This is a genomic window from Aquimarina sp. ERC-38 (genome assembly GCF_026222555.1).
GTDB lineage: Bacteria > Bacteroidota > Bacteroidia > Flavobacteriales > Flavobacteriaceae > Aquimarina.
The window spans coordinates 752,279-767,291 of the sequence record NZ_CP098511.1 but is presented as its reverse complement, the minus strand read 5'-3'; the positions used below and the strand labels follow the sequence as shown (position 1 = coordinate 767,291).

Below are 15,013 nucleotides of genomic sequence, written 5' to 3'. Positions count from 1 at the left end.
ATAGCCCAACCGTTAACAGTAATTAAAAACCAAACTTATCCTTAAGATACTTAGGAATAGTTCTCGCTGTTGAAATTGTTGTATGAATTGCCTTTAAGACATTTTCCGAAACATTTCCAACCGCTCTTTCGGGGTTTTTAATTAGAAAATTAATGATATCTTGTTTATTGAAAGTTCTAATTTCAGAACAATTTACGTAACTATCATAATCTAAAAAGGAATGATTTTGTTTGTCTATTAAAACGTGCAGGCTTTTAAGATATGGTGTAGGAAAAACATTTTCATTAACTTCTGTATTAATAATAACGTAAGCTAATAAAAATTCATTGTTATTTTTAGATACTATAATGACATATTTTGGATAATTTACATCAATATCCTCAATTTTAATAAGGATTGACTTACCTATATCTATATTTCTTTCTGCAAATTTTTGTTTTAAATCATCAGGAAATAAATCACCTAAACTCATCGAAGCTCAACGCTTTCATTAATCATTTGTTGATTAATATACTTTAACATATCATCGCTTGCCCCAATTGCTTTAGCCATATCTAAATAGCCAATAACCCAATTAGATTTTTCATAAGCAAAATCATGAGATTTGTTTGTAAGCTCAGGAAAAGTTAGATTTTTGTTTTCTTCAACAGATTCTAACAAACATTCCATATCTGATTCTGACAAATAATCTAAATTCGCATCTTTTAAAGATTTTATAAAATAACGATTATACGTTGCCACAACCTCTTCCAATCCATCAATTTCTTCATCCACAACATTTTTGACAAAGGAAGGAACTGGTCCGTATTGCATTTTTACGTATGTATCACCTAAAATTGGTCTACCATACTTTGATAAGTGCTTTTGGTCTGCAAAATATAATATTTTATAAGTTTTATGAGTGTCAGGTTTTTCAAGTTTATTAATTACAAACAAAAGGCTATTTACAGCTTTTTCTCTATGTAAATTAAATTCTTTCATATCTAACGAAGTTTCTATTTATTGAAAAATAGAATTAGCAATATTACAATAAAAATAACCACTGCCAAAAATCTATATAAATTACAGCTAATTTTATGCCAAATTCAATTGGTGTTGTCCATTTAATAACGTTAAATCAGTTTAAAAAGTATACTCTCAAAATTCCTCAAAACAAAAAAAGAGCGCACTAGGCGCCCTTTTTTAAACTAACGGGGAAATCTAAATTGATCGATTTGGTGGGTGTGATCAAATTAGAGATAGTTTAATTGATTTGAATTACTCATCTTTAGTAATCCAGTTACCTTCGGCGTCTGCGTATACATCTACAGATTCACCATCTTCCTTGGTTAAGGTAATTTTAAATTCGGATTTATCTTCTAAGGCTCCGATAGCTGTTACCTGCGCACCTAAAAAATCTTTAGCTACTGCGTCCAGGACAGGTTGTGGTACTTCTTCTACTGCTACAGAAGTATATTCATCCTGTAGGGCAACTTCAGTAGTATCACCTGAATCTGCCAGAGCATCTTGTGCGCTAGTTGAAGTGTAACTTAAAAGACCTAAAATAACTGCTGGTATTATGATTAACTTTTTCATCTTGTTTATAGTTTTCATTATTAATTACTGTTGAATTATTTCAACATCTAGTATAGAGGAACAATTATGCCAACCGTCAAAATCATCGTTTTTATATTTAAATCATTGATTTACAAACATTTATAATTTAACTTTTTTCGTTAATAATTATATAAATGTGTGGAGTCAATTAATTTATAGGGTATTAACGAAACGAAAAGCCATGTGAAATGACATTGTTTTTACCCGGTTTTGATAGTGATACCTATAAAAAAGCAAGGAAGATTAGTATCTTTGACCTAAAAGGAATATGAAAACGGACTTATTTGAATCTCCTGATTATTACCAATTAGATGATTTGCTTTCTGACGAACATAAATTAGTTCGAGATGCTGCCCGAAGTTGGGTAAAAAAAGAAGTTTCTCCGATTATAGAGACCTATGCGCAAAAAGCAGAATTTCCAAAACAAATAATTAAAGGACTAGCAGAAATCGGAGCTTTTGGTCCTTACATTCCGCAAGAGTATGGCGGAGCTGGTTTAGATCAAATTAGCTACGGACTTATCATGCAGGAAATCGAACGAGGGGATTCCGGTGTGAGGTCAACCGCTTCCGTACAATCTTCATTAGTCATGTATCCAATCTGGAAATATGGTAATGAAGAGCAAAGAAAAAAATACTTACCCAAGTTAGCATCCGGTGAATTTATGGGTTGCTTCGGTCTTACCGAACCGGATCATGGATCTAATCCGGGGGGAATGACGACTCACTTTAAAGATAAAGGTGATCACTATATATTAAATGGAGCCAAACTTTGGATCTCAAATGCACCTTTTGCCGATATTGCAGTGGTTTGGGCGAAAAATGAAGAAGGACGTATTCACGGATTAATCGTAGAACGAGGGATGGAAGGTTTTTCTACGCCAGAAACGCATAATAAGTGGTCGTTACGAGCTTCATCTACGGGGGAATTGATTTTTGATAATGTAAAAGTGCCTAAAGAAAACCTGTTACCTAATAAAAGTGGACTAGGCGCACCTTTGGGTTGTTTAGATTCCGCACGTTTTGGAATTGCCTGGGGAGCTATAGGGGCAGCGATGGACTGTTATGATACAGCCTTACGTTACGCAAAAGAACGGGTACAATTTGATAAACCTATTGCCGGAACGCAATTGCAGCAAAAAAAGTTGGCAGAAATGATCACTGAGATTACCAAAGCACAATTGCTAGCTTGGCGTCTGGGGGTTTTAAGAGAAGAAGGCAAAGCAACTTCAGCCCAAATATCCATGGCGAAACGGAACAATGTACACATGGCCTTAAAAGTAGCCAGAGATGCCCGACAAATTCTGGGAGGTATGGGAATTACCGGTGAGTACAGTATCATGCGACATATGATGAACTTAGAAAGTGTAGTTACTTACGAAGGTACTCATGATATTCATTTATTGATTACCGGATTAGACATTACCGGTATTTCTGCTTTCAAATAAGCTAAATGAAAATTTTCGGACATAGGGGAGCGGCAGGTTTGGTTGATGAAAACACCTTGCCTTCCATTCAGAAAGCATTGGATCACGGCGTATACGGTATTGAAATTGACATTCATCAATGCAAGTCCGGCGAACTGGTAGTTATTCATGATGATACGGTAGATCGAACTACAAACGGCAAAGGAGAGGTGAGCCAATTAACTTTAGCAGAACTAAAGGCTTTACGTACAGAAAACAGCTTTCAAATTCCGACACTTTTAGAAGTTTTAAAGCTAACTGCCGGAAAAGGGCTTTTGAATATTGAACTAAAAGGAAAAGGAACCGAGCAGGCTCTACTTACTATCTTAGAAAATCAATTTCATCTAGGTAATTGGGATTTAAAGAATATATTAATTTCCAGTTTTGAATTGGATTCTCTTTACGAAATACGAAAATTACATCCTTCAATTGCCATAGGGGTATTAACCGAACTGGAAATAAATGACGTCTTAAGTGAAGCCGAAGCACTAAAAGCAGTTGCCATTCACCCTTCCGTTAAAAAATTAAATAGAAATCAAATTAATAAAGCTAGGGAGGAGGGTTTTTATATTAATTGCTGGACTGTTTTGAACAAAGAACATTTCGATTACTGTAAAAGTGTAGGAGTTTCCGCAATTTTCACCGATTACCCAAACCTATTCTATGAAGTATGATGTGATTGTCATAGGCGGAGGTGCTGCCGGTTTTTTTACTGCAATTAATATTGCAGATCAGAGACCGGATGTAAAGATATTGATTTTGGAAAGGGGTAACGAAGTGCTGTCCAAAGTTCGAATTTCAGGCGGTGGGCGCTGTAATGTAACACACGCTGAATTTATACCTAAAGAACTAAGTTTAAATTATCCCAGGGGGCAAAAGGAATTATTAGGACCATTTCATTCCTTTATGACTGGTGATACCATGGCCTGGTTTGAAGAAAGGGGCGTTGATTTAAAAATTGAAGACGACGGTCGTATTTTTCCGGTTTCTAATTCTTCTACTTCTATTATCGACTGTTTTATGGCTGAAGTAAAACGATTAGGTATTGAAGTGCAAACAAAAAATGCCGTACAGGACTTTAAAAAAGAAAATGGGTTATGGCAGGTTACTACTTCAAAGGCTTCGTTTACCTCTGATAAAGTAGTGGTAACCACGGGTAGTAATCCTAAAATATGGGGAAAGCTAAAAACCTTGTCACACACTATAATCAATGCCGTTCCATCATTATTTACTTTTAATACAAAGGATAACCGAATTAAAGATTTACCCGGACTTGCCACCGAAGTACAACTTAAAGTACAAAACAGCAATTTACAAAGCGAAGGTCCGCTGCTAATTACGCACTGGGGGTTTAGTGGCCCAGCTATTCTAAAACTATCTGCCTGGGGTGCTTTAGCATTGCAACAAATGAATTACAACTTCGAGTTGGCTATAAATTGGGTTGTAGACAAATCAGCCGAAGAGATTTTAGAATACGTAAAAAGTATACGTAACTCTGGGAAAACAGCTAAGATTATAAACTCTGTCAATTTTGGTCTTCCCAAACGTTTATGGCAACAATTAGTAATGGCAAGTACCATTACCGAAAATGAAATATGGAGCGAAGTTTCTAATAAAAAATTACAAGAATTAACCCGTCAATTAAATTGTAGTACATTTCAAATAAACGGTAAAAGTACCTTTAAAGAGGAATTTGTAACAGCGGGTGGTGTAGATTTAAAAGAAGTAAATTTTAAAACTTTTGAAAGTAAACTCCAACCGGGATTATATCTGGCAGGGGAAGTTTTAAATATTGATGCCATTACCGGAGGTTTTAATTTTCAAAATGCCTGGACCGGAGGTTTCCTAATTGCAAAAGCCATTGCGAAATGCCATAAAAATTAAATAACTTAATAACCTAGTAACATAATAACTAAATAACTCAACCCAACAACAAAAACTTTTGCCCAGTGCCTATTCAACTAAATAATCCTTCGAGGCTTCGAGAACCTCAGCCTCAGACCTCAGCCTAAGCCCTCATTTTATTACTCAATTTTCAATATTTGAAGTTGGCATCATAGAAACTCAATAACCTAGTAACATAATAACTAAATAACTCAACCCAACAACAAAAACTTTTGCCTAGTGCCTTTTGGCTATTTAACTAAATAACCTAGTAATTTAATAACACAATAACTCAATAACCAAATAATACTAATCCCTCAAAAACCCCTTCCACGAGATTTCAATTGCCTGAGTTAGATGTTTATCCAGCAAATTCACCTCTTCGTTTTCATGGATTTTGACGATAGAAACCACATTACCAAAAAACAACTCTTCCATAACTAAGGTGTTATGGTTTTTAAAAATCTTGTTTTTAATTCCGGTTCTAAAATAACTCTCAATTTCTTTATAGTAGACCCGAGACTTGTTTTTTAAACTTTGTGGAATTTCAGGAGATCGGGCTATTTGTTCGGAAAAAATAAAAGCTAAGGGATTATTGATAAAGTAGTAGAATAAATTGTACCACATGATTGAAAAACGTTTTTTAAAATCATCTTCTTCCTCTGTATTTCTCATGATCACCGTTCCGAAATCCTGAGTAAGCATAAGGTATAGTTCCGTTACTATTTCTTCCTTATTTTTAAAATGATGGTAAACGGTACCATTAGCAACCCCAGACTCTTTAATAATTTCAGAAAGTGAAGTGGCTTCAATACCTTGCTTGGTAATAAGTTCTAGAGTGGTCTGTAAGACCAGTGATTTTTTGTTCATAAATAGTTAATTCTTCCTAACGCAAATTAATTTAAATTCCAAATACCAAAATTTAAATAGGTCGCATAAAGTACCCAGATTATATAAGGGATCAATAGATACGCCGCTACTTTATTTACCACGTTAAACCATCTAAAGGTAAATAAAAGCAAAATAAAAAGAACAACAATATCAATAAGCCCTAATAAAGGATTTCGCAATCCGAAAAACAATACCGACCAGGCAGCATTGAACAAGAGTTGAAATCCAAAATGATATAACGCAACTTTCACTAATTTATGATAAAAGCCACGGTTCCACACAATACCAGCAGCGACACCCATAAGAATATAAATACATGTCCAAACAGGTGCAAAAAGCCAGTTGGGCGGAGTACCTATTGGTTTCTTAAGGTGAACGTACCAGGTAGCTATACCACTTTGAGTAGCTATACTGCTTAAGAAACCAATAGATAGGCATATAAAAACAGCAATACTAATACGGGTAATTCCTTTTTTCATCCGGATGATTGTGAGGGACTAAATTAATAATTTATTTGTAGTCTTGATCTTTTACTTTTCTTAGAATACAGTAAAAAGTAAGATTTAATAGCCTTAAAGATAAAAACCGAATCTAGTTTTACAGATGAAACGGATATGTTAGTTTTGCATTATGAATGTAACCACCTCTTTTACTAAAAATAAAATAGTACATCTTCTTCCGGAAGGAAAAATTTCATGTAGTGCTCCGAGTAATATTGCTTTGGTAAAATACTGGGGAAAGTATCCGGTGCAACAACCAGCAAATCCTTCCATCAGCTTTACTCTGGATCAATCTAAAACTATCACCACCCTTTATTTTAAAGAAAAAGAAATTCCTAACGATAATTTTGAATTCGAATTACTATTTGAAGGAATTGCTAAACCGGAATTTTTACCTAAACTGGAAAGTTTTTTTTCTAAGATCGAACCCTTTTTTGAGTTCTTAAAACAATATCACTTTAAGATAGAAACCCGTAATACCTTTCCTCATAGTAGCGGGATCGCTTCTTCAGCTAGTAGTATGAGTGCTTTGGCATATTGCCTGACTACTTTGGAAGCACAAATATGTGAGATTGGTGATCAAGATTATATTTTAAAAAAAACCTCTTTTATTGCCCGCTTAGGTTCAGGAAGTGCCTGCCGAAGTATTAACGGGCCGATGATGGTATGGGGTACTCATGAAGGAATAAAAGAAAGTACAAATTTATATGCAGTACCATTTCCCTTTACTATCCATGACCATTTTAAAAACTACCAGGATACTATTTTACTGGTAGATAAGGGAAAAAAAGAAGTGAGCAGCACTGTAGGACATCAATTAATGCATGAACATCCGTATGCGGAAAGTCGTTTTAAACAAGCTTATCAGAACATCACGCGAATTACTGAAATTTTAACTTCTGGAAATAAAGATGCTTTTATTCATTTGGTAGAAAGTGAGGCACTTACTTTACATGCAATGATGATGACTTCTATGCCATATTTTATATTAATGAAAGCCAATACATTACTAATTATCCAAAAGATATGGGAGTATCGTAAAAATACCGGTTCTTCGGTTTGTTTTACGTTGGATGCCGGGGCAAATGTACACGTATTGTATCCTGAAAATGAACAAAAAGTTATTAAAAAATTCATTGAAAGTGAGTTAGTTGCATATTGTGAAAATGGGAACTATATTTGCGACAAAATAGGTTTTGGCATAGAATTGTTGTAACTTTATGGTAAATCCTTAAACAAAATAAATTTTTAGTAAAACTATCGATGAAAGGACCTTTATTTTACGCTAAAATTTTACTCTTCGGAGAATATGGAATTATTAAAGACTCTAAGGGTTTGTCCATTCCATACAACTTTTATAAAGGTGCTTTAAAAACAGCGGATACTTTATCTGAAGTTGCGCGTTCTTCTAATGAAAGTTTAAAGGAGTTTACTAATTACTTAAAGAATTTACCTAAAGAACATCATCTTTCTTTTGATATCGAACGTCTGGAAAAAGATGTGGAAAACGGGATGTATTTTGATAGTAGCATTCCTCAAGGATATGGTGTAGGGAGTAGTGGTGCCCTGGTTGCTGCAATTTATGATGAATATGCCCACGATAAAATTACCGTTTTAGAAAATTTAACCCGTGAAAAATTACTTCGTTTAAAAGAGATTTTTGGGTTGATGGAATCTTTTTTCCACGGAAAAAGCTCTGGGTTAGATCCGTTAAATAGCTATCTAAGTCTTCCGATTTTAATTAATTCTAAAGACAATATTGAACCTGCCGGTATTCCTTCGCAAAGTACGGATCATAAAAAAGGTGCGGTATTTTTAATAGACAGCGGGATGGTAGGCGAAACGGCTCCTATGGTTTCTATCTTTATGGAAAATATGAAGAAAGAAGGCTTTCGGTCGATGTTGAAGAATCAGTTTGTTAAACATACGGATGCCTGTGTGGAAGATTTTCTAAAAGGAGATGTTAAATCTTTATTTACTAATATTAAAGAATTATCACATGTGGTGCTAGATAATTTTAAACCTATGATTCCTAAGCAGTTTCATGACCTTTGGAAAAATGGTATTGAAACTAATGATTATTACCTTAAATTATGTGGTTCCGGTGGGGGAGGTTATATTTTAGGATTTACCCAGGATTTAAAAAAAGCACAAGCAGCATTAAAAGACTATAAATTAGAGGTTGTCTATAATTTCTAAAAAGGAGATGTATGCTTTCTCGAAAAAACAAGGTCGTTTTTTTGAAATTAATAAGTTTATTCTCTTTAGTTCGCGGTTATAATATTGTAATTATTGTCTTAGCACAATATCTAACTGCTGTCTTTATCCTTGCTCCTGAACTTCCGTTATCTGCTATTTTTTTGGATGATAGCTTGTTTAGTCTGATTTTAGCCTCTGCTATTAGCATTGCCGGAGGATATATTATCAATGATTTTTACGATAAAGAAAAAGATCTGATCAACCGACCCAATAAATATATGTTGGATCATCTGATAAGCCAGCGAACACAATTAACCGTGTACTTTATCTTAAATTTTTTAGCGGTAATTATTGCCAGTTATGTTTCTTTTAAAGCCGTATTGTTTTTTTCCATCTATATTTTTGCTATCTGGTTGTATTCGCATAAACTAAAAAAATACGCAATTATTGGTAATATTGCTGCCGCGCTATTAGCAATCACTCCTTTTTTCGCGGTTTTTATTTATTATAAAAACTTCGATAAGGTAATTTTTGTACATGCTGTTTTTCTATTTTTAATTTTACTAATTCGGGAGATGATGAAAGACTTGAGTAATATTAAAGGAGATTTGGTTCAAAACTATCAGACAGTACCGGTAATTTACGGAGAAAAAGTTTCAAAAATTGGTATTTCCATGCTAGTAGCCTTGTCTTTGATTCCGATTTATCTACTTCTACAAAAGTTTGATTTAGGTTATATGGTTTATTATTTTTACGCCTCGATCGGGTTGTTATTATTTTTTCTCGTTGGTGTCTGGAAATCAGAAAGCACAATTAATTATGTGCGCCTTCATAATATCTTAAAATTAATTATTGTTGTAGGTGCTTTAAGTATTGTATTAATTGACCCCTATGTAATTATTAATAGAATCCCCAAGTTACCTTCGTTACTTTAACTGTTTTATTCAAAAAGAACCTATGCAAACAACTTCAAACCCTTTATTAACAGTAGCCTTAGCTCAAATTTCACCAGTATGGTTAGATAAACAAAAAACCATTCAAAAGATAGAAGAAACTATGCGACAAGCTGCTACTAAAAAGGCAGAACTGGTTGTTTTTGGCGAAGGGTTGTTACCCGGATACCCTTTTTGGATTGAATTAACCGACGGAGCTCGCTTTAACAGTACCGTGCAAAAAGAACTACATGCACATTATGCCCTAAATTCGATTTGTATAGAACACGGTGATTTAGATAGTATATGTCAGCTTGCAAAAGAAAAAAATATAGCTATCTATCTTGGCATTATTGAAAGGCCACTGGATCGGGGAGGGCATAGCCTCTATGCATCCTTAGTTTATATTGATAATACTGGTAATATCCGATCCGTTCACCGTAAACTGCAACCTACTTATGAAGAACGATTAACCTGGGCACCTGGAGATGGGCACGGATTGCAGGTGCATCCGTTAAAAGCTTTTACGGTAGGCGGCTTAAATTGCTGGGAAAACTGGATGCCTTTACCCAGAGCATCTTTATACGGACAAGGTGAAAATCTGCATATTGCCGTTTGGCCTGGAAGTGATTATAATACCAAAGATATTACCCGTTTTATAGCCCGGGAATCCCGTTCATATGTAATCTCTGTTAGTAGTATGATGCAGGTTAAAGACTTCCCGAAAGATACTCCGCATCTAGATCAAATTTTAGAAAATGCAAAAGACACGCTTGCTAACGGCGGTTCTTGTATTGCCGGACCGGATGGAGAATGGGTATTGCCACCTCAAATCGGGGAAGAAAAAATCTATGTACATACCATTGATTTTACCAAAGTCCTTCAGGAACGTCAGAATTTTGATCCGGTAGGTCATTATTCCCGGCCGGATGTCACTAAATTACAAGTAAACCGAGAACGTCAAAGTACGCTAAGCTTTCCGGATAAATTCTAATACCTCTTCGTTGAAATACAGTATCTTTGCAAAAATTATACTATGCAAGGTGGCAAGGGTAAGAATTTTGATAAAAAGAACTATCAAAAACCTGATTTTAAGAAAAAAACAACCGGGAAGAGACAAGGCACTGCAATAAAAAGCAGTCCTAAAAATTCCGGAAATCCTGATGAGATACGACTCAATCGGTTTATTGCCAATTCCGGTATTTGTTCCAGGAGAGATGCGGATTTATATATTCAGACCGGGAGTGTTTGGGTAAACGGAAAGCCGGTAACCGAAATGGGTTATAAAGTGAAATTAACAGATGAGGTTAAATTTGATGGTCGTAGAATTACCCCGGAAAAGAAAGAATACGTTTTATTAAATAAACCCAAAGGCTTTGTCACTACTACTAATCCGGAAAAAACCCGTACGGTAATGGAACTGGTAGCTAACGCATCCAAAACTCCTTTAAAACCAGTGGGTCGCCTGGAACGTAATACAACCGGGCTTCTATTGTTTACTAACGATGTAGATCTGGAAAAAAAACTGATTAATCATAAAACAAACGTTCGCAAAATTTTCCATGTAATTCTTGATAAAAATTTAAAGTCTGCGGATTTACAAAAAATTGAAGCAGGGATTAAGTTAGAAGAAGGTTTTATAAAAGTGGATGAAATTACTTATATCGAAAATAGTTCTAAAAATGAAATTGGGGTTGAATTAAAATCCGCAAAAAATGGAATTGTGACCAAACTGTTTGAACACCTCAATTATACGGTTACAAAACTGGATCGGGTTATCTTTGCAGGGTTAACTAAAAAGGATTTACCACGGGGCCATTGGAGAAAGTTAACTGAACAGGAAGTAAATACGCTTAAAATGATTTCGTAAGTAGTTTTGCTTTTTTTGCTTTTGATACTCGAAATAATTCCCAACCTAAAAAAGCAATTACTATAATATATTCAAGAGCAACCATCCAAAGGTTTTCTTGATAAGTGCTGTTGATATACGCCGTATAACTAAAAATAATACAAAAAGACCAAATTTGAACAAAGCGGTATCTGGTGAATACAGAAAGTACTAAGGGTATAGCTAGATACCAGGGATGTACGGTAGTTGCAAATGCATAATAAGCACATATGGCAAACAATAACCCGGTAAGTAGGGAAGAAAATCGTAGGTTATCCTTAAAAAAACTGATGAGCAAAATAGCAACAATACCGCATATGGATAATACGGGACCTAAAGTTTCAATAATGTTCCATCCTTTTACCTGATAGCCAATCCATCTAAATATGTAGTAAATACTGGCGTTAAATTCAAAACTTTGAAACCATAAATTAATAGTCTGAGCAAAATTCCGCATAAATTCATAAGAAATAAAAGGTAAAAAAGTTAAAAACACCATAAGCAACGTACTACTATAAAATACTAGGGGAATTCTAAGTCGACCTAAAGTAAAATTCTTATAAACTACGCGTTCTCTTAGCAAGTATTGTATAAAGACCGGTAATAACAATAGAGGGATCAGTTTAACCGATATGGATAATCCTATAGCTATTCCGGCTAGAAGCCATTTTTTATTAAATGCAAACCATAGTCCGGTGATTAAGAAAAAGACCATCACTCCTTCAAAATGAAGGTTTCCGGTCAACTCAATAAGTATAAAGGGGTTGAGTGCGTACCAAAAAATTTGAGATTTTGGTAGGTGTAACGCACTAAGCAATTTACTACCCATCCATATGGTACCCAGGTCAGCAAGAATCAACATAACCCGAATAAAAATCATGGCGTTTAAGTAGGTGTTTTTATCAAAAAGGGCTGCCAACCAATATATAAATTGGCTCACTGGGGGATAGTTCGTGTAGTGACTCCCGTTCATGGGCCCCATTCCTTTGTATAAAAGGGTTGCTTCGGCAATTGGGGCAGAGGCATTAGCAATCCATGTTTCCGGCAAGCTTAGGTAGGGATTGTATCCTTCTAATAACATACGCCCGTCCCAGACAAACCGATAAAAATCCTGAGAGAGGTTAGGAGTTACCGTTAAAAATATAAGACGAAATAAAATTGCTAATAAACTAAAGACTAAAAAACTAGGCTTAATATAACGTAATAAAATATAAGTGATTAGGAATAAAACGGTCCAAACGGTAAATAGAGACAAAAATTGGGTTCGCTCGATATAATAAGCAAAGTAGAAATACAATAATCCCAGAAGAAACGAAGAAAGATACGTCCATTTATGGATGCCCCCTGAGAATAGCATTACATTTTTGAAGTCACAGATTTAAAAAACACAAATCCAAATCCCATAAATAACATGATATGAAATAAAAACAGACCGAAATCCTGTAACTTAAAGGCACTGTACAATGCAAAACCAAAATAAACCATTAATAAGGCTTCAACAATGGTATTAGCCGAGATATTCTTATTGACGTATTTATTGCCTTTCCAGGTATCTTTTAAATTCTTTATATTGAATTTAGGTGTTCGGATAAATTCGCTTTTTTTTCCAAAGTGTCCTTCGAGTACCGCTACACTATTATGAACTGAAAATCCCATGGCGATGGAAAAAAATGTGAAAAACATTCTAATGTATTCTATAAATTTCCAAAAGCCGGAACCATGAATTTTCTTAAAAGTAAACCAATAACAACAAAAGAAAATTAGGGTACTTAAGGCAAAAAAAGCAATCACATTAAAATACCAACTAAACATAGGGTTGCTATTTTTAATGTATAAAATAGGTACGCTTAAAATCGCAACAAACAGTACTAATAAAAACATACTGCTATTAAGTAAATGGAAAAAACTATGAAATTTGGTTTTAATGGAAACCGTAGGGTCTTTCACCATCTTCCAGTATAATTTCTGAAAATTTTCAGCAGCTCCCTTATTCCATCGGAACTGTTGTGAACGCGCAGCGCTAATGACTACCGGAAGTTCTGCAGGAGTCTCCACTTCTTCAAGATAATGAAATTTCCATTTTTTTAACTGAGCCCGGTAGCTTAAATCCAGATCTTCGGTTAAGGTATCTCCCTGCCAGTTTCCGGCATCTTCAATACATGCTTTTCGCCAGATACCAGCCGTACCGTTAAAATTAATAAAATGATTTTTATAATTACGACCTACCTGTTCCATGGTAAAATGAAAATCCAGGGCAAATGCCTGTATCTTTGTAAGTAAGGAATAATTCCGGTTAATATGCCCCCACCGGGTTTGTACTACGCCTACTTCGGGAGATTTAAAAAACGGAACAGTTTCCAGTAACCAATCCTTTTTCGGTAAAAAATCAGCATCAAAAATGGCAATAAATTCGCCTTTCGCTATTTCCAAACCTTCCTTTAATGCGCCAGCTTTAAAACCCGAACGGTCTGTTCTGCAAATATGTTGGATGTCCAGACCTTGTTTTTGTAATTGAACTATGGTTTCCGCAGTTTTATGGATAGATTCATCACTGGAATCGTCCAGCACCTGTATTTCTAGACGCTCCCGTGGATATTCAATTTCAGCAATATTTTTTAGTAAGCGATCTACCACATAAAGCTCGTTAAAAATAGGAAGCTGTATGGTAACATAAGGAACTTCTTCAGGATTAGATAAATTAAATTTAGGTACGTTTACTTTTTCTTTTTTTGCTTTCAAATAATTTAACAACAGGTTAAGTTGTGCCAGACTATATAAAAATATAATGAGTAGTGCCAATGTATATATGACAATAATGAAAATGTCCACTATTTAAAACTGTATTTAAAAATCCAACTTAGTATCTTTACACCTGCTAATATAGCACCTTTTATGGTTCCTGAAACCTTTGATACTCCAATTCTCTTTTTGTAACGCACCGGAATTTCTGCATATTTGTACTTCTTTTTTAATGCTTTTAATTGCATTTCTACGGTCCATCCGTAGGTAGGATCTTGCATTTCTAAAGCCATTAATTTATCATATTTAATTGCCCTTAGTGGACCCAGGTCTGTAAAGCGTGAATTAAAAAACAACTTCATCAACGCAGTGGCCAGCCAATTCCCAAAAATTTGTGGAAAGGTCATAGACCCTGCTTCTCTTAATTCCTTTCTCCTAGCACCAATAACCAGATCCGTATCATTATCTAATATAGGTTGAATAACTTTCTCTATATCAGAAGGATAATCACTATAATCACCGTCTATAAAAACAATAATGTCAGGTTTTATCTTCTGGTGGTTTACATATTCCAAACCTTTTAAACAAGCATTTCCATATCCCCTTAAGGGTTGATACAATGTAACAGCACCATTCTTTTTACTGACAGCAGTGGTTTGATCCGTAGAACCGTTGTCAACAACAATGACTTCACTTACAATCTCCGGAATTTCCTTTAATACCAGACCTATGGATGCTTCTTCATTATAGGCCGGAATGATTACCACTATTTTATTTTTAATATGATGTTGTGTTGTCAATAATACTTAATTAAATGGTAACTGGAATTCAAACCCGTTAAAACCTGCAATTAATTTGCAAATAAACAACTAACACCACACCTGTACAATAGTTATTTGTATTTACTACTATCTATCAT

General features: G+C 34.8%; 16 protein-coding genes. 8 read left to right on the top strand and 8 right to left on the bottom strand.

Annotated features, from left to right (window positions below; all coding sequences use genetic code 11):
- Positions 1-22 precede the first annotated feature (22 nt).
- From NBT05_RS03325 to NBT05_RS03315, 3 genes are all read right to left on the bottom strand, one after another.
- Positions 23-472, bottom strand: a complete 450-nt coding sequence (locus NBT05_RS03325) for a type II toxin-antitoxin system PemK/MazF family toxin (RefSeq protein WP_265772021.1) — start codon at positions 470-472, stop codon at positions 23-25.
- Positions 469-981 carry a Panacea domain-containing protein gene (locus NBT05_RS03320; RefSeq protein ID WP_265772020.1) on the bottom strand — a complete coding sequence of 171 codons (513 nt, stop codon included), beginning with the start codon at positions 979-981 and terminating at the stop codon, positions 469-471. Before NBT05_RS03320 ends, NBT05_RS03325 begins: the two co-directional genes overlap by 4 nt.
- Positions 982-1,257: 276 nt before the next feature.
- Complete coding sequence (locus tag NBT05_RS03315) at positions 1,258-1,575, bottom strand: hypothetical protein (protein ID WP_265772019.1); 318 nt, start codon at positions 1,573-1,575, stop codon at positions 1,258-1,260.
- Between the two features lie 289 nt (positions 1,576-1,864).
- Here NBT05_RS03315 and NBT05_RS03310 point away from each other — a divergent pair, with 289 nt between their 5' ends.
- Genes NBT05_RS03310 through NBT05_RS03300 form a run of 3 tightly spaced genes read left to right on the top strand, consistent with a single transcriptional unit; the run spans position 1,865 to position 4,945 of the window.
- On the top strand, positions 1,865-3,043 hold the full coding sequence (locus tag NBT05_RS03310; protein WP_265772018.1) for an acyl-CoA dehydrogenase family protein: 1,179 nt from the start codon (positions 1,865-1,867) through the stop codon (positions 3,041-3,043).
- Between the two features lie 5 nt (positions 3,044-3,048).
- Entirely contained in the window at positions 3,049-3,735 is a 687-nt protein-coding gene (locus NBT05_RS03305) for a glycerophosphodiester phosphodiesterase (protein WP_265772017.1), read from the top strand.
- Complete coding sequence (locus NBT05_RS03300; RefSeq protein ID WP_265772016.1) at positions 3,725-4,945, top strand: NAD(P)/FAD-dependent oxidoreductase; 1,221 nt, start codon at positions 3,725-3,727, stop codon at positions 4,943-4,945. The genes NBT05_RS03305 and NBT05_RS03300 overlap by 11 nt, the downstream gene beginning before the upstream one ends.
- 309 nt (positions 4,946-5,254) lie before the next feature.
- On the opposite strand, the gene NBT05_RS03295 is transcribed toward NBT05_RS03300, so the two are convergent.
- Together NBT05_RS03295 and NBT05_RS03290 are read right to left on the bottom strand one after the other, a co-directional pair.
- The gene (locus NBT05_RS03295; RefSeq protein ID WP_265772015.1) at positions 5,255-5,815 is read right to left on the bottom strand and encodes a TetR/AcrR family transcriptional regulator; all 561 of its coding nucleotides are present in this window, start codon (positions 5,813-5,815) and stop codon (positions 5,255-5,257) included.
- Positions 5,816-5,841: 26 nt separating this feature from the next.
- Positions 5,842-6,315 carry a TspO/MBR family protein gene (locus NBT05_RS03290; RefSeq protein WP_265772014.1) on the bottom strand — a complete coding sequence of 158 codons (474 nt, stop codon included), beginning with the start codon at positions 6,313-6,315 and terminating at the stop codon, positions 5,842-5,844.
- 151 nt (positions 6,316-6,466) lie between these two features.
- Here NBT05_RS03290 and NBT05_RS03285 point away from each other — a divergent pair, with 151 nt between their 5' ends.
- The 5 genes from NBT05_RS03285 to NBT05_RS03265 are packed head-to-tail and all read left to right on the top strand — an operon-like array spanning position 6,467 to position 11,337.
- Positions 6,467-7,552, top strand: coding sequence for a diphosphomevalonate/mevalonate 3,5-bisphosphate decarboxylase family protein (locus NBT05_RS03285; protein ID WP_265772013.1), 1,086 nt, complete (start codon positions 6,467-6,469; stop codon positions 7,550-7,552).
- Positions 7,553-7,599: 47 nt separating this feature from the next.
- Positions 7,600-8,535 (top strand): mevalonate kinase, encoded by a 936-nt coding sequence (locus NBT05_RS03280; RefSeq protein ID WP_265772012.1) that lies wholly within the window; start codon positions 7,600-7,602, stop codon positions 8,533-8,535.
- 11 nt (positions 8,536-8,546) lie between these two features.
- Positions 8,547-9,470: a geranylgeranylglycerol-phosphate geranylgeranyltransferase gene (locus tag NBT05_RS03275; protein WP_265772011.1), complete on the top strand. Its 924-nt coding sequence runs from the start codon at positions 8,547-8,549 to the stop codon at positions 9,468-9,470.
- A gap of 22 nt (positions 9,471-9,492) precedes the next feature.
- Entirely contained in the window at positions 9,493-10,461 is a 969-nt protein-coding gene (locus NBT05_RS03270; RefSeq protein WP_265772010.1) for a carbon-nitrogen hydrolase family protein, read from the top strand.
- A 42-nt stretch (positions 10,462-10,503) separates the two neighbouring features.
- On the top strand, positions 10,504-11,337 hold the full coding sequence (locus NBT05_RS03265) for a pseudouridine synthase (RefSeq protein ID WP_265772008.1): 834 nt from the start codon (positions 10,504-10,506) through the stop codon (positions 11,335-11,337).
- Here the strand turns inward: NBT05_RS03265 and NBT05_RS03260 are convergent.
- Genes NBT05_RS03260 through NBT05_RS03250 form a run of 3 tightly spaced genes read right to left on the bottom strand, consistent with a single transcriptional unit; the run spans position 11,321 to position 14,894 of the window.
- A complete protein-coding gene (locus NBT05_RS03260) occupies positions 11,321-12,712 on the bottom strand; it encodes a mannosyltransferase (protein ID WP_265772007.1) in 1,392 nt (463 codons plus the stop codon). The two genes, NBT05_RS03265 and NBT05_RS03260, sit on opposite strands and share 17 nt — an antisense overlap.
- On the bottom strand, positions 12,712-14,184 hold the full coding sequence (locus tag NBT05_RS03255) for a cellulose synthase family protein (protein ID WP_265772006.1): 1,473 nt from the start codon (positions 14,182-14,184) through the stop codon (positions 12,712-12,714). Before NBT05_RS03255 ends, NBT05_RS03260 begins: the two co-directional genes overlap by 1 nt.
- A complete protein-coding gene (locus NBT05_RS03250; RefSeq protein ID WP_416346186.1) occupies positions 14,184-14,894 on the bottom strand; it encodes a glycosyltransferase family 2 protein in 711 nt (236 codons plus the stop codon). The genes NBT05_RS03255 and NBT05_RS03250 overlap by 1 nt, the downstream gene beginning before the upstream one ends.
- Positions 14,895-15,013 lie beyond the last annotated feature (119 nt).

Bases quoted from the DNA above. Each gene is read 5' to 3' on its own strand.
- NBT05_RS03325 (WP_265772021.1), bottom strand. From the start codon at position 472: ATGAGTTTAGGTGATTTATTTCCTGATGATTTAAAACAAAAATTTGCA.
- NBT05_RS03320 (WP_265772020.1), bottom strand. From the start codon at position 981: ATGAAAGAATTTAATTTACATAGAGAAAAAGCTGTAAATAGCCTTTTG.
- NBT05_RS03315 (WP_265772019.1), bottom strand. From the start codon at position 1,575: ATGAAAAAGTTAATCATAATACCAGCAGTTATTTTAGGTCTTTTAAGT.
- NBT05_RS03310 (WP_265772018.1), top strand. From the start codon at position 1,865: ATGAAAACGGACTTATTTGAATCTCCTGATTATTACCAATTAGATGAT.
- NBT05_RS03305 (WP_265772017.1), top strand. From the start codon at position 3,049: ATGAAAATTTTCGGACATAGGGGAGCGGCAGGTTTGGTTGATGAAAAC.
- NBT05_RS03300 (WP_265772016.1), top strand. From the start codon at position 3,725: ATGAAGTATGATGTGATTGTCATAGGCGGAGGTGCTGCCGGTTTTTTT.
- NBT05_RS03295 (WP_265772015.1), bottom strand. From the start codon at position 5,815: ATGAACAAAAAATCACTGGTCTTACAGACCACTCTAGAACTTATTACC.
- NBT05_RS03290 (WP_265772014.1), bottom strand. From the start codon at position 6,315: ATGAAAAAAGGAATTACCCGTATTAGTATTGCTGTTTTTATATGCCTA.
- NBT05_RS03285 (WP_265772013.1), top strand. From the start codon at position 6,467: ATGAATGTAACCACCTCTTTTACTAAAAATAAAATAGTACATCTTCTT.
- NBT05_RS03280 (WP_265772012.1), top strand. From the start codon at position 7,600: ATGAAAGGACCTTTATTTTACGCTAAAATTTTACTCTTCGGAGAATAT.
- NBT05_RS03275 (WP_265772011.1), top strand. From the start codon at position 8,547: ATGCTTTCTCGAAAAAACAAGGTCGTTTTTTTGAAATTAATAAGTTTA.
- NBT05_RS03270 (WP_265772010.1), top strand. From the start codon at position 9,493: ATGCAAACAACTTCAAACCCTTTATTAACAGTAGCCTTAGCTCAAATT.
- NBT05_RS03265 (WP_265772008.1), top strand. From the start codon at position 10,504: ATGCAAGGTGGCAAGGGTAAGAATTTTGATAAAAAGAACTATCAAAAA.
- NBT05_RS03260 (WP_265772007.1), bottom strand. From the start codon at position 12,712: ATGCTATTCTCAGGGGGCATCCATAAATGGACGTATCTTTCTTCGTTT.